Source organism: Streptomyces sp. NPDC008317 (assembly GCF_042955955.1).
Taxonomy (GTDB): Bacteria; Actinomycetota; Actinomycetes; order Streptomycetales; family Streptomycetaceae; genus Actinacidiphila.
Window position 1 is genome coordinate 370,779 of the sequence record NZ_JBIBFQ010000006.1, and the last position, 13,182, is coordinate 383,960.

12 protein-coding genes are annotated in these 13,182 nt (G+C 72.4%); 7 read left to right on the top strand and 5 right to left on the bottom strand.

What is annotated here, in order from left to right:
* Positions 1-9: 9 nt before the first annotated feature.
* Complete coding sequence (locus tag ACFY9V_RS21815) at positions 10-891, top strand: hypothetical protein (protein ID WP_391162472.1); 882 nt, start codon at positions 10-12, stop codon at positions 889-891.
* Positions 888-1,691: a hypothetical protein gene (locus ACFY9V_RS21820; protein ID WP_391162473.1), complete on the top strand. Its 804-nt coding sequence runs from the start codon at positions 888-890 to the stop codon at positions 1,689-1,691. Before ACFY9V_RS21815 ends, ACFY9V_RS21820 begins: the two co-directional genes overlap by 4 nt.
* A gap of 117 nt (positions 1,692-1,808) precedes the next feature.
* Here ACFY9V_RS21820 and ACFY9V_RS21825 read toward each other — a convergent pair whose 3' ends face one another.
* Both ACFY9V_RS21825 and ACFY9V_RS21830 read right to left on the bottom strand, forming a co-directional pair.
* Positions 1,809-2,807, bottom strand: coding sequence for an alpha/beta fold hydrolase (locus tag ACFY9V_RS21825; protein ID WP_391162474.1), 999 nt, complete (start codon positions 2,805-2,807; stop codon positions 1,809-1,811).
* Between the two features lie 341 nt (positions 2,808-3,148).
* A complete protein-coding gene (locus ACFY9V_RS21830; protein ID WP_188279958.1) occupies positions 3,149-3,841 on the bottom strand; it encodes a metal-dependent transcriptional regulator in 693 nt (230 codons plus the stop codon).
* A gap of 124 nt (positions 3,842-3,965) precedes the next feature.
* On the opposite strand from ACFY9V_RS21830, the gene ACFY9V_RS21835 reads away from it, so the two are divergent.
* Positions 3,966-4,727: an SIS domain-containing protein gene (locus ACFY9V_RS21835; protein ID WP_355337455.1), complete on the top strand. Its 762-nt coding sequence runs from the start codon at positions 3,966-3,968 to the stop codon at positions 4,725-4,727.
* A 150-nt stretch (positions 4,728-4,877) separates the two neighbouring features.
* On the opposite strand, the gene ACFY9V_RS21840 is transcribed toward ACFY9V_RS21835, so the two are convergent.
* Positions 4,878-6,374, bottom strand: coding sequence for a PAS domain-containing protein (locus ACFY9V_RS21840; RefSeq protein ID WP_391162475.1), 1,497 nt, complete (start codon positions 6,372-6,374; stop codon positions 4,878-4,880).
* Between the two features lie 339 nt (positions 6,375-6,713).
* Positions 6,714-7,352 (bottom strand): pyridoxamine 5'-phosphate oxidase, encoded by a 639-nt coding sequence (pdxH, locus tag ACFY9V_RS21845; RefSeq protein WP_391162570.1) that lies wholly within the window; start codon positions 7,350-7,352, stop codon positions 6,714-6,716.
* Between the two features lie 364 nt (positions 7,353-7,716).
* Here pdxH and ACFY9V_RS21850 point away from each other — a divergent pair, with 364 nt between their 5' ends.
* Both ACFY9V_RS21850 and serC read left to right on the top strand, forming a co-directional pair.
* Positions 7,717-8,817 carry a citrate synthase 2 gene (locus ACFY9V_RS21850; protein ID WP_355337452.1) on the top strand — a complete coding sequence of 367 codons (1,101 nt, stop codon included), beginning with the start codon at positions 7,717-7,719 and terminating at the stop codon, positions 8,815-8,817.
* Between the two features lie 192 nt (positions 8,818-9,009).
* Positions 9,010-10,128, top strand: a complete 1,119-nt coding sequence (gene serC / locus ACFY9V_RS21855; protein ID WP_355337449.1) for a phosphoserine transaminase — start codon at positions 9,010-9,012, stop codon at positions 10,126-10,128.
* 131 nt (positions 10,129-10,259) lie between these two features.
* On the opposite strand, the gene ACFY9V_RS21860 is transcribed toward serC, so the two are convergent.
* Positions 10,260-11,315 carry a hypothetical protein gene (locus ACFY9V_RS21860; RefSeq protein WP_391162476.1) on the bottom strand — a complete coding sequence of 352 codons (1,056 nt, stop codon included), beginning with the start codon at positions 11,313-11,315 and terminating at the stop codon, positions 10,260-10,262.
* Between the two features lie 47 nt (positions 11,316-11,362).
* On the opposite strand from ACFY9V_RS21860, the gene ACFY9V_RS21865 reads away from it, so the two are divergent.
* Positions 11,363-12,043, top strand: coding sequence for a GDSL-type esterase/lipase family protein (locus ACFY9V_RS21865; RefSeq protein WP_391043103.1), 681 nt, complete (start codon positions 11,363-11,365; stop codon positions 12,041-12,043).
* Positions 12,044-12,146: 103 nt separating this feature from the next.
* On the top strand, positions 12,147-13,142 hold the full coding sequence (locus tag ACFY9V_RS21870) for an aldo/keto reductase (protein ID WP_391043100.1): 996 nt from the start codon (positions 12,147-12,149) through the stop codon (positions 13,140-13,142).
* Positions 13,143-13,182 lie beyond the last annotated feature (40 nt).

Here is a 13,182-nt window from a genome sequence, read left to right on the forward strand (position 1 = left end):
GAGACCACCATGACGACTCCCCCTCCGGACGCCACCACCCCGGAAACCCCCGCCGCGGCGGGCCCGACAGCCGCGGCGGACGACACCGGCCTCGAACTCCAGGCCGTCGAGATGTCGGACGTCCCCCCGCTGTCCTTCGTCGTCCCCGAGTCCTTCCACGGACTGCCGATCGCGGCCACCCCCGAGGAGCGCGCCGCGCTCGCCGAGGAGTTCGTACGGGAGATGTACCCGGAGGGCAACGACGACCTGTGGACGCCGGCCGCCCCGTACTACGCGGCGCTCGGCGAGGCGATGGGCGACCGGGGACTCGCGTACTCCGCGATGGGCCTGTTCTCCATCGACGAGGGCATAGCCCACTGCTCCTTCACGGTCGCCGCGATCGCCTCCGACCACCCCTCCCCCGAGGTCGCCGCGCTCGGCATCCGGGAGATCCTGGTCCGCGAGGAGACCAACGACGCCCGCTGGCTCGACCTGCCCTGCGGCCCCGCCGTCTCCTGCGTGACCCTGCGCGAATACGTCATCGGCGCCGAACTCACCGCCAGCGGCGAAGAGGTCAAGCTCCAGATGGGCCAGGTGCAGGTGTACGTGCCCTTCCCCACCGGCCCCTACACCGCGGTCTTCACCCTGGACACCGCGGCCGTCAACTACTGGGGCGAGTTCAGCGAGCTGACGATGGCCATCCTGCGCAGTGTCAGCTTCGCGGACGACGACGGCACCGTCGGCGACGGCACCGCAACGGCATCCGCGGCCGAGGACGGACCCGCAAGCGGGAACGGGAACGGCCAGACCGTGACGCCGACCGGCCCCGGCGCGAGCACGGGCGCCGACACGGGCACGGGCCCCGGCACCGGCACAGCCACCGGCACGACCTCACCGCAGGCCGACCGATGACGGCGCCGCTTCCCGGCACGCCCCAGGACCCGGAAGCGGCCGGACCCCCCACCGGACCCCCCACCGGACTCGCGGCCGGACCCCCCACCGGCTTCGCCCGCGTGTGGGAAGCGGGCCGGATCGGCTCCCCGACCCGCGGCGCCGCCTGGGCACGCTGCGCCGTCACCCTGCTGTTCACCGTGCTCGCCACCGTCGCGGTCGCGATCGGCTGGTCGCACGCCACCTACGCGGGCTCCTTCGCCGTGGCAGGCGTCGCCCTGATCGTGGTGACCGCCTCGGTCACCATGGTGCTGACGCTGTACTGGCTGCACGGCTCCATCGGTCAGGTCATGTGCGGTTTCCTCCTTCTGCTCTTCTGCATGTTCGTCGGTGGTTACGCCGTCTCCAGCGCGCTGTTCGCGGCGCGCGGTGAGGTGTCCGCCGGTGTGATCACCGAGTACACGAACCGCACCACGCTGCGTACGTCCTGGGAGTCGTGCCGGGTCCGGCTGGACAGCGGCGCCATGGTGGACCGGGAGATCCGCTGCGACCGGGCGTCGGTCGGCAAGCACGTCACCGTGACGCAGGACCCCTCCGGCATCGCCGCCCCCGCGTTCGGCGACCGCACGGACGGCTCGCCGGTCCTCTCCGGCTTCGTCGGCGGCGCCTTCCTCCTGCTCGTCCTCACGATCGTGCGCGCCACCGCCGTCGGTGAGCGCTACCGGCTGACCGGCGCCGCCAGCCCCGCCGAGGGCCCGAATCCCGGCTACTACCCGCGTCGGCTGGCCTCCCCCGACTACGGCTCCCGCGCCTCCGCCTGACCGACCGCCGACGCCTGCCCCACCGGCTGGGAGGCCGGGCGGCACCGCGGCCACCACCGCCTCCCGACCGGCACCCGCGACCCGCCGCCGGACGAACGCCCCCCGTACGCCCCGGCCTCAGCGGCTCTCCGCAGTCTGCGGCTCCGCCAGCGCGCCCCGCAGGAAGCCCTCGACCGCCTCGCACCACGCGTCGGGCTGGTCCCACGGGACGAGGTGACCGGCGTCCGGGATCTCCGCGTAACTGCCCCGGGGCAGCACCCGGACCATCTCCTGGGCCTCCGCGCGGCCCAGCTCGCCGTCGAGACCGCGGACGACGAGGGCGGGGCAGCCGACCCGCGCCAGCTCGTCCCAGTGGGCGTCACGTATCCAGGGGTCGCGGGAGCGCAGCAGATGGCGGGGCGCGTAGAGCGGGCGCCAGCCGTCGCCCCGCTCCTCCATGACCTCGGCGAAGAAGTCACCCCTGGCCGGATTCGGCGGATCGGCCCACGGGTCCTCCACGCCGAACCACCGGCGCGCGTCGGCGAGCGTGTCGAAGGGCAGCGGCCAGGACCGCGTCCAGTCCTCCCACTCGCGCTGCCCGGCCTCGCCGAGCGCCGCCGCGCGCATGTCGCAGATGACCACCGCGGCCACGAGGTCGGGACGGCTCGCGGCGACCTGCCAGGCGGTGAGCGCCCCCATGGAGTGGCCGACCAGGGTGACCGGGCCGAGGTCGAGCTGTTCGACGGCGGCGACGGCGTCCGCCACGTACGCCTCCGGGGTGTACGGGCCCTCCGGCTTCGCGCTGCGTCCGTGGCCGCGCTGGTCGAGGGCGACGGCCCGGTAGCGCGAGGAGAGACGGCGGGCGGTCGGCGCCCAGTGCGAGGCGCGGCCGAGCAGGCCGTGCAGGAGGAGCACGCCGGGACGCCGGGCACCGGATTCGGGACCGGGCCCGGGACCCGCTCCGGAACGGGAAGGGGTAGCGCCACCGGAACGGGAAGCGGAACCGGCCCCGGAATTCACCTCGGCCGCGTACTCCCAGGCTGCGAGCCGGGCCCCGTCGGCCCCGATCACCTCGGTGCGCCGGGTCGTATGCCGCGTCGTGTGCCGAGCCGCCTGCCGCGTCGCGTGGCCGGCCATGTGCCCCACCCCCTTCCGTCGATCTCGTCCGTCCGGCCGCACGCTCGCGGCCGGCTCGTCCAGGACCCCCACGCTATCGAACTTTTATTCGAACAAGCTCGTCCCGCGCCCAACACCGCTCTTTCGAGTGACAACGCTCAAGGATTGGCGGCTCAGGCCGAGGGGAGGACTTCTGCGGGGCGCGGCGCGCAGGGGAAGCGGGCCGCGGGAGGCACTCGGGAGGCTCGGGGTCCCGGGTCCTTCGAGGGGGTCCCAAGGGGAGGGACAAGGGGAGGAGGGGCCCCGACGCCGTTCGACGGCGCCGGGGCCCTCACCCTTCAGGAAGGCACGAAGCCGTGGGGCTACCGCTTGGCCACGAAGACGTGCGAGGCGATCTCGGCGTCCAGTTCGGCCGCCTCGCCGCCGCTGCCGACGAGCACTCCGCCCGCCGACGACGTGACGCTGACCACGGCGCCCGGCTGCACACCGGCCCGCCGCAGCGTGTACATCACCTGCGCGTCGGTCTGGATCGGCTCACCGATCCTGCGCACCACGACGCTCGCCCCGGCGGCGCCCGGCTGCAACTCGTTGAGACTGACCATGCCGTCCTCCAGGAACGGATCGGCCTCGCCCTTCTCGCCCAGCTCCTCGAGTCCGGGAATCGGGTTCCCGTACGGCGACTCGGTCGGGTGGCGCAGCAGTTCGAGCACGCGCCGCTCCACCGCCTCGCTCATCACGTGCTCCCAGCGGCACGCCTCCGCGTGCACCTGCTCCCACTCCAGGCCGATCACATCGACCAGCAGGCACTCGGCGATGCGGTGCTTGCGCATCACGCGGGTGGCGGTGCGGCGCCCCTCGTCGGTCAGCTCCAGATGCCGGTCGTTGGCGACGTGCAGCAGCCCGTCGCGCTCCATCCGCGCCACCGTCTGGGAGACCGTCGGGCCGCTCTGGTCGAGCCGCTCGGCGATTCGGGCGCGCATGGGGACCACACCCTCCTCCTCCAGCTCCAGGATGGTGCGGAGATACATCTCCGTCGTGTCGATCAATCCGGACATGCGCGCCCCTCGTTTGTTCGTGCGTGGCCCTCAACCAATTCTGACCCATAGCGCCGACAACGGTCCCCGATCCGGTCGTCGCCCTTTCTTGACACCGGCCCGCGGGGGCCGCACGGTGATCCGCATGAGTGAGCCTCGCGAGTCCCTGGCCGACCGATACTTCGACGCCGCGATCACCCTTCTGCACCGGATCAGGGACGAGGAGGCCGCCGGGATCCAGGCCGCCGCGGACGCCGTCGCCGACGCCATCGCCGCGGACGGGCGGGTCTTCGTCTTCGGTGCCGGCCACTCCTCACTGCCCGCCCAGGACGTGGTCTACCGGGCGGGCGGCCTCGCCCTCATCAATCTACTGGCTGTTCCCGGCGTCGTCGGCGTGGACGTGATGCCCGCCACCTTGGGCAGCGCCCTGGAGCGGGTCGACGGCCTCGCGGGCGCCGTCCTGGACACCAGCCCCGTACGGCCGGGCGACGTCCTGTTCGTGATCTCCCTGTCCGGGCGCAACGCGCTGCCGGTCGAGATGGCGCAGAACGCCCGCGCCCTGGGCCTCACCGTGATCGGCGTCACCTCGGTCGCGTACGCCAAGGAGACGCGTTCCCGGCACGCCTCGGGCACCTTCCTCAAGGACCACTGCGACATCGTCCTCGACTCCAAGATCGCGGTCGGCGACGCGGAGCTGACCGACGACGCCATCCCCGCGCCCTTCGCCCCCGCCTCCACGGTCGTCATCAGCGCCCTGATGCAGGCCGTCGTCGCGACCGCCGCCACCGGGCTCGCCGCCCGCGGTGTCACCCCGCCCATGCTGCGCTCGGGCAACGTGGACGGCGGCCACGACTGGAACGGCCGGATCTTCGAGGAGTACCGGGAGCGGATCTTCTTCCGGCACTGACCGGCGACGGGCCGCGCCCGCACCGGCCTTCCCGCATCACCGACCGGCGGCAGGCCGCCCGCACCGGCGTTCCGGCACCGACCGGCGGCAGGCCCGCCCGCACCGGCCTTCGTCCGCTGCCCGCCGACGTCCCGCGAGGGGCGTCGGCGCTCAGCGGTCCCCCGTCAGCCCGGCCAGGTCCAGCGCCATGGCGACCCGCGCCGCGACGTCCTCCGCGTACGCCGCGTCCGCCCGGTCGAAGAGCCTGCGGCCCGAGCCGCGCAGGAAGGTGAGCGCGCCGACCGTACGGCCCCTGCTGCGCAGCACCGTGGCCAGCCCGTGCACGGTCCCGGAGGGCCAGCGCCTGGCCGCCGCCCACTCGTCGATCCGTTCACCGGTCGCCGGTTCGTCCGCCGTCAGCGCGCCGAAGCTGGCGCGTACGGTGCCGATCCGCTCCAGCGCCTGGAGGACGGGGTGGGCGACGCCGTAGCCGACCGGGATGGAGTTGTCCTCGGTGGCGTCGGCAGGACCGGGCTCGCCCGCCGGGGTCGCCGCGATCCGGATCAGGCGGCCCGCGTCGTCGGTGATGTCGACCAGGGCGTGGTCGGCGAATCCGGCCAGTGCGAAGTCGAGCTGCAAGGTCGCGGCCTCAAGGGCGCTCTCGCACTCGGCGGCGGCGCGGTCGGCGCGGTGGAGCTGCTGGTAGCGGAACCGCACCTGGGCCCCGTCCTTCTCCAGCGCCTTCTGCCGGGTGATGTCCAGGAAGAGCCAGCCCACGCCCAGCGGTACAGGTTCCTCGCCCAGCGGCGAACCGAGGCGGACGAATCCGCTGCGCCAGCAGTAGCGCCCGCCGGTCTCGTCGCCGCGCACGGTCACCCACAGGTCGGTGGTGGCGGGCGGCGCGCCCTCGGAGAGCACGTGCTGGAGTACGTTCTCCAACTCCTCGACGCCCTGGGCCAGCAGGTCGCCCAGCGGCCTGCCGAGCAGCGAGTCGCGGCCGGTGCGCAGCAGGCGGGCGGCGTGCGCGTTGACCACGGCGGGGCGCAGATCGGCGTCGATCAGTACCACACCCCATGAGGCGTCGGTGAAGAGCACTTCGCTGAGAGCGATCGACCGTTCCAGGTCGATCTGCGCGTGCACCTCGGAGAAGGCGCAATAGACGCCGCTCGGCTGCCCGTCGGCGCCCTGCACGGCCGCCGACTGGGTGCGGACGAGCACCCGGCGGCCGTCCTTGGTGACGAGCGCGAATTCGTGCACCTGGCGGCCGGGGCCGTCCATGGCGCCGAGCAGGCGTTCCTCGGTCTCGCGGGCGTCGGCCGTACGCGCCGCCCAGCCGGCGAATCCGTGCCGCCCGATCGCGTCCTGCGCGGTCCAGCCCAGGATGCGGACGGCTTCGGAGTTCCAGTGGGTGATCACGCCATGGCGGTCGAAGGCGCACAGGCCCGCTTCCATGCCGTCGAGGAGCGCGGCGAGCAAGTGCTCGTCGCCCTCGTGCCCGTCATGGGCCCCGTCCGGGGCAATGCCGTCGCCACCCCCCTGGCTCCCGTGGACTTCGCCACCGCTGTTGTCGCCACTGCCGCCGTCATCGAGCGGCTTTGATTGCGCGTCGAAAGGCTGCACGTCGCAACATTGAACTCTGGTGTGGGCTGCGTCACACGAGATTTCCATAAATAGGTTGTGCGGTTCCGGCCGGCTTCTTACTGTTGCGGGACACACGAAGGGAGGTGGTCTGACGCATGAAGTGCACTCGGACACGTGAGGTGGCTGCGGGCTAGCTCCGCGCACTGGGCGTGCGCGAAGCGCGCCAATCCCACGCAGTTCACCCGACCCGCGGGCTCGTCGGACTTGTCCGGCCGGTGCCCGGAGCCTCCTGGCTCCGGGGAGCAGCCCGCGGGTCGTTCGCGTTCCGGCAGGACCAGCGCTCCAGGACCGGCCCTCAAGGACCGGCCTTCCGGGACCCCCGCTCCGGCACCGGCCTTCCGGGACCCGCGCTCCAGCACCCGCGTTTTACGGCGCCAGGCGCTCGATTCCCCATCCGCCGTCCGCACCGCGCGTATAGCGCAGCCGATCGTGCAGCCGGTTCTCCCGGCCCTGCCAGAATTCGACGGTGCGCGGCTCGACCCTGAAGCCGCCCCAGAACGGCGGTACGGGCACGTCCGTCCCTTCCGGCCAGCGCGCGCACAGCTCCGCGTAGCGCGCCTCCAGCACCTCGCGCGAGGCCACCACGGCCGACTGCTCGCTCGCCCAGGCGCCGATCCGCGAACCGTACGGGCGGCTGCGGAAATACGCCGCCGTCTCGTCCCGCGGCACGCGCGCCGCCGAGCCCCCGACGATCACCTGGCGGGCGATCGGATGCCAGGGGAAGAGCAGCGCCAGGTGCGGGTTGGCGGCCAGCTCGCGGCCCTTGCGCGACGCGTAATTGCTGAAGAAAACGAACCCGCGCTGGTCGTAGCCCTTGAGCAGGACCGTACGGGAGCTGGGTACGCCGTCGGCGTCGGCCGTGGACACCACCATGGCGTTGGGTTCGGCGAGCGCGCCGTCGTCCCGTGCCCGTACGGCGTCGGCGAACCAGCGGGCGAACTGCTCGTAGGGGTCGGACGCCAGCTCCGGCTCGGTCAGTCCCGCGGCCCGGTACTGCTCGCGCATCGCCGCCGGGTCCGCGGCCGGGAGGGGCCGCACCTGGCGCTCTTCATGTGGTTGTCGCACGGGCACATCTTGCAGGACGGCGGGTCCCGGCGCCGACGTCCGCGAATGTGCCGGAACTCACGCTGTCCGGCGCGTCCGGCAGCAAGGAGAATGACCGGCCGGGGCCAGGTCCTGTCCGGCGGATCGTGGGACGGTCCAGGCTGATCCGGATGGAGCAGGGTGAGAGCCCCTCGGGCGGGGCATGACCGTGGGGTCGGCCCGTCCGGCACACTCCCGCCCGCACACCCCCGGGCACCGTCGTCGTCTCATTCATCAGGCACTGCCGCACCACCGCACTGTCGTGATCATCAAGAGGAGCCGCCTCATGTCCGACTTCGTACCCGGACTCGAGGGAGTCATCGCGTTCGAAACGGAGATCGCCGAGCCCGACAAGGAAGGCGGTTCGCTGCGCTATCGCGGTGTCGACATCGAGGACCTGGTCGGCCATGTGTCCTTCGGGAACGTGTGGGGCCTGCTGGTCGACGGGAAGTTCAACCCCGGTCTGCCGCCCGCCGAGCCCTTCCCCATCCCGGTGCACTCCGGCGACATCCGGGTGGACGTGCAGTCCGCGCTCGCCATGCTCGCCCCGGTGTGGGGTCTCAGGCCGCTGCTGGACATCGACGAGGCGGAGGCGCGCGACGACCTCGCGCGCGCCGCGGTGATGGCGCTGTCGTACGTCGCCCAGTCCGCCCGCGGCCAGGGGCTGCCCATGGTGCCGCAGAAGGAGATCGACAAGGCGCACTCCATCGCCGAGCGGTTCATGATCCGCTGGCGCGGCGAGCCCGACCCCAAGCACGTCGCGGCGGTGGACGCGTACTGGACGTCGGCGGCCGAACACGGCATGAACGCCTCCACCTTCACCGCCCGGGTCATCGCCTCGACCGGCGCGGACGTCGCCGCCGCGCTGTCCGGCGCGGTCGGCGCCATGTCGGGCCCGCTGCACGGCGGCGCGCCGTCCCGCGTCCTCGGCATGATCGAGGAGATCGAGCGGACCGGGGACGCGGAGGCGTACGTGAAGGCCGCCCTCGACAAGGGTGAGCGCCTGATGGGCTTCGGCCACCGCGTCTACCGCGCGGAGGACCCGCGGGCGCGCGTGCTGCGGCGTACGGCGCGCGAGCTGGGCGCGCCGCGCTACGAGGTCGCGGAGGCGCTGGAGAAGGCGGCACTCGCCGAGCTGCACGCCCGCCGCCCCGACCGGGTGCTCGCCACGAACGTCGAGTTCTGGGCGGCGATCATGCTGGACTTCGCGGAGGTCCCGGCGCACATGTTCACCTCGATGTTCACCTGCGCCCGTACGGCCGGCTGGTCCGCGCACATCCTGGAGCAGAAACGTACCGGCCGCCTTGTCAGGCCCTCGGCGCGCTACGTGGGGCCCGGTGTCCGCGGACCGCGGGACATCGAGGGTTTCGCGAGCATCGCGCACTGAACCGCGGCGCATTTCGGCGCAGGGCGCGGGAGGGCCGTCGGGCCGGTCCTCGCGCGCCCCTTCGCCGTTTCGCGCGCCGGTGCGCGACGCGGGGCCAGGTGCCCGGCCGGCCGGGGCGCACACCCTGTGTGACACCGTCTCACCCGATGGAACGCTCCCGGAAACACGCCCGTGACGGACTACGCTGCGACCGTGGCCGATATCGAGATTCCCGCTGACATCAAGCCCGCCGACGGACGATTCGGGGCGGGCCCCTCCAAGGTGCGGACGGAAGCGCTCGAAGCGCTGGCCGCGACCGGGACGTCCCTGCTCGGTACCTCCCACCGGCAGGCGCCGGTGAAGAACCTGGTGGGCCAGGTCCGCCAGGGAGTCAAGGAGCTCTTCTCGCTGCCCGACGGCTACGAGGTGGTGCTCGGGAACGGCGGCTCGACCGCGTTCTGGGACATCGCCACGCACGGGCTGATCGACAGCAAGTCGCAGCACCTGTCCTTCGGCGAGTTCTCGTCGAAGTTCGCGAAGGCGGCGCAGCTCGCGCCGTGGCTCCAGGAGCCGACGATCGTGAAGTCGGAGCCGGGTACGCACCCGGAGCCGGTCGCCGAGGCGGGCGTCGACGTATACGCCTTCACGCACAATGAGACGTCCACGGGTGTCGCGGCGCCGCTGCGCCGGGTCGCGGGCGCGGACGCCGGGGCCCTGGTCCTGGTGGACGCCACCTCGGGCGCGGGCGGTCTGCCCGTCGACATCACCGAGACGGACGTCTACTACTTCGCGCCGCAGAAGAACTTCGCGGCCGACGGCGGCCTGTGGGTCGCCGCCTTCTCCCCCGCCGCGCTGGAGCGGGCGGCCTCGGTCGCCGCGTCCGGGCGGCACATCCCGGCGTTCTTCGACCTGCCGACGGCGATCGACAACTCGGTGAAGAACCAGACGTACAACACCCCGGCGCTGTCGACGCTCTTCCTGCTCAAGGAGCAGCTCGAGTGGATCAACGGCCAGGGCGGTCTGGAGTGGGCGGTCAAGCGCACCGCCGACTCCGCGTCGCGGCTGTACGGCTGGGCGGAGAAGTCCTCCTTCGCGACGCCGTTCGTGGCGGACCCCGCGCAGCGCTCGCAGGTCATCGGCACCATCGACTTCGAGGACGGCGTCGACGCGGCGGCCGTCGCGAAGGTGCTGCGGGCCAACGGGATCGTGGACACCGAGCCGTACCGCAAGCTGGGCCGCAACCAGCTCCGGGTCGCGATGTTCACGGCCGTCGACCCGGCCGACGTCGAGGCGCTGACCGCCTGCATCGACTACGTCATCGGTCAGCTCTGACCGCTGCCGCACATACGGCAACCGCGACCCCGGCCAGGCAGGACGGCCGGGGTCGCGGCGTACCGTCGTATTGTCGGCCCGCCCGTACCGCCCGTACGCCCGTACGCCCGTACCGCCGCGCCCAGTCGGCGTCAGTCGCGGTGGCGTTCCCGGTTGCGGCGCAGCAGCTTGCGGGCGCCCACGCCGATGGCGCCGATCACGGCGAGCACCCCGATGCCCACGACCCTGCTGCCGGTGCCCGTGGTGCCGGTGTCCTTGGCCGTGCCCGGTGAGGCCCCGGGAGAGGCCGCGGAAGAGGTCTGGGCGCCCTTGTGGTCGTCCGCCGACGCGCTCGCCGAGGCGGCCACGCTGTCGGGCAGCTCGTCGCCGCTGAGCGGCGCGCGCCACACGTCGCTGTTCTTGCCCTCGCTGCCGAACATCAGATTCCGGCCGTCGGTGGTGAAGGTGACGGACTCGCCCTGCCGTTGCATGGGGACGTCGAGGCTGCCGATCTTGTGCGGGGCCCCGTCGGCCCAGCGGTAGCCGGTCGCCCCGAGGTAGCCGCGCAGCACCAGGCGGGTGCCGTCGGGCGAGAAGGCGCCGTCGGTCACCCAGGGGACGTCGGCTATGCGGTGGAAGGTGTTGACGCCGCCCGCGCTGAGCTCGGCCGGACCGGCGTAAAGCGCCCCGCCGTCCTGATTCTTGCTGGCGATGTACACCCGGCCCGTCTTCGGATGCACCATCAGGGCCTCGGCGTTACGGGGTCCCGCGTCGTAACGGACGGTGTAGCGGGTGACGCCGACGGTGCGGTCGCCGAGCTGCTTCGGCTCGGGGAAGCGGTAGATCCAGACCTCGGGCCAGGTGCCGCCCAGATTGTCGCCGATGTCGCCCACGTAGAGGTCGCCGTCGGGGCCCAGGGAGATCGCCTCCACGTCCCGCGCGTGGATGCCGCGCATGGTCACCCTGGCCACGGTCTTGCCGGTGGCCGAGTCGACGGCGTAGACGTACGGGCCGTCGTCGCTGTCGTTGTGCGTCCAGTACACGCCGGGGTGGAGGCGGCTGGCGGCCAGGCCGCTGGACTCGGTGATCCGCGGGTCGCTGAGGGAGAAGGCGACCGAGGGGCCGCTGTCGGCGACGGCGGGTACGGCGGTGCCGCAGGCCAGGGCCACGGCGGCGCACGCGGCGGCCGTCAGGAGATACGCACGCATGCACCCCAGTGTCCCTGGTCGGCGGGCGGTCGGGGATGATGCCCGGCATGCGTTACCTATTCGTCGGCGACTCCATGACCGTGGGCGCCGCGGGCGACTACACGTGGCGCTACCGCATGTGGCAGCACCTGAACGAGCTGGGCGAGCCGTTCACGGTGGTGGGGCCGCGCACCACGCTGTACGACACGGCGGCCGGCGCGGCCGTCTCCTCCGACTACGCCGACCCGTTGTTCCCGGAGCGGGCCAGGCGGCATCTGGCGGGCTGGGGCGAGGGCTGGCACCACATGGTGCCGATGATCGGCGACGTCGTACGGGAGCACCGCCCGGACGTGCTGCTGATATCGCTCGGCCTGATCGACCTCGGCTTCTACACGGACGCCGAGCAGACCGCGCGCAATGTGGAGCGGTTCATCGCGGCGGCCCGCGCGGCGGGCCCCGCGCTGCGGATGGTGCTGTTGCCGGTTATCCCCAACACCAGGGCCGATCTGGATCCGGGCTTCGCGGACCAGTGCGCGGAGCTGAACACCCGCATGGCGAAGGCGGTCGCCGAGCACGACTCGCCCGCCTCGCCGCTGCTGCTGGCCTCCCGCCCCGAGGGGTACGACATCCTGCTCCACACCTACGACGGCACCCATCCCAACGCGGCGGGCGAGCACAAATTGGCGGCGGCTTTCGCGGACGCGATGTACCAGGCGTGGGACATCGGGGCGCCCTACAACGAGTACTGAGCCGAACGGCGCCAGGACCGCGGGCCGAACGGCGGACGACGCCGCGGATGCCCCCCGGATTGCCCCTTGATTCGAGCGCACTCCAAGAGCTTGGCTGAACGCCATGGAGTACACACAGCTCGGACGTACCGGCCTCAAGGTCAGCCGTCTGGTTCTCGGCACGATGAACTTCGGCCCGGAGACGGATGAGGCGGACAGCCACTCGATCATGGACGCGGCCCTCGCGGCGGGCGTCAACTACTTCGACACCGCCAACGTCTACGGCTGGGGTGAGAACAAGGGCCGCACCGAGAAGATCATCGGCACCTGGTTCGCCAAGGGCGGCGACCGCCGCGACAAGACGGTGCTGGCCACCAAGGTGAACGGCTACATGGGCACCGCGGACGAGCCCTGGCCGAACCACGACAAGCTCAGCGCGCTCAACATCCGGCGCGCCGTCGAGGCCAGCCTCAAGCGGCTGAACACCGACTACATCGACGTCTACCAGTTCCACCACGTCGACCGGGACACTCCGTGGGAGGAGATCTGGCAGGCGATCGACGTCCTGATCCAGCAGGGCAAGATCCTCTACGCCGGGTCGAGCAACTTCGCGGGCTGGCACATCGCGCAGGCCAACGAGGCGGCGGCGCGGCGCGGTTCGCTCGGTCTGATCACCGAGCAGTGCCTGTACAACCTGGCGGAGCGGCGGGCGGAGATGGAGGTCATCCCGGCGGCGCGGCACTACGGCCTCGGCGTGATCCCCTGGTCGCCGCTGAACGGCGGTCTGCTCGGCGGCGCGCTGCGCAAGCAGCGCGAGGGCGGCGGCGCGCGTTCCACCAGCGGGCACACCGCGAAGGCGCTCCAGGACGGCAAGCTGCGCGACCAGGTCCAGGCGTACGAGGACCTGTGCGACAAGCACGGCCTCCAGCCCGGTGACGTCGGTCTCGCCTGGCTCCTCACCCGTCCGGGTGTGACCGGTCCGATCGTCGGCCCGCGCACCCAGGACCAGCTCGACTCGGCGCTGCGCGCGCTGGAGCTGGAGCTGTCGGAGGAGTTCCTGGCGGCGCTCGACGAGATCTTCCCCGGCCCTGGGCCGTCCCCGGAAGCCTTCGCCTGGTAGGTCCCGGCACCGAGGGAACCCAGAGGAACCCTGAGGAACA

Excerpts from the sequence above, each read along its gene's own strand:
- ACFY9V_RS21815 (WP_391162472.1), top strand. The coding sequence starts at position 10 with ATGACGACTCCCCCTCCGGACGCCACCACCCCGGAAACCCCCGCCGCG.
- ACFY9V_RS21850 (WP_355337452.1), top strand. The coding sequence starts at position 7,717 with ATGTCCGACTTCGTACCCGGACTCGAGGGAGTCATCGCGTTCGAAACG.
- ACFY9V_RS21840 (WP_391162475.1), bottom strand. The coding sequence starts at position 6,374 with ATGGAAATCTCGTGTGACGCAGCCCACACCAGAGTTCAATGTTGCGAC.
- ACFY9V_RS21835 (WP_355337455.1), top strand. The coding sequence starts at position 3,966 with ATGAGTGAGCCTCGCGAGTCCCTGGCCGACCGATACTTCGACGCCGCG.
- ACFY9V_RS21820 (WP_391162473.1), top strand. The coding sequence starts at position 888 with ATGACGGCGCCGCTTCCCGGCACGCCCCAGGACCCGGAAGCGGCCGGA.
- ACFY9V_RS21865 (WP_391043103.1), top strand. The coding sequence starts at position 11,363 with ATGCGTTACCTATTCGTCGGCGACTCCATGACCGTGGGCGCCGCGGGC.
- ACFY9V_RS21830 (WP_188279958.1), bottom strand. The coding sequence starts at position 3,841 with ATGTCCGGATTGATCGACACGACGGAGATGTATCTCCGCACCATCCTG.
- ACFY9V_RS21825 (WP_391162474.1), bottom strand. The coding sequence starts at position 2,807 with ATGGCCGGCCACGCGACGCGGCAGGCGGCTCGGCACACGACGCGGCAT.
- ACFY9V_RS21870 (WP_391043100.1), top strand. The coding sequence starts at position 12,147 with ATGGAGTACACACAGCTCGGACGTACCGGCCTCAAGGTCAGCCGTCTG.
- ACFY9V_RS21860 (WP_391162476.1), bottom strand. The coding sequence starts at position 11,315 with ATGCGTGCGTATCTCCTGACGGCCGCCGCGTGCGCCGCCGTGGCCCTG.
- pdxH (WP_391162570.1), bottom strand. The coding sequence starts at position 7,352 with ATGCGCGAGCAGTACCGGGCCGCGGGACTGACCGAGCCGGAGCTGGCG.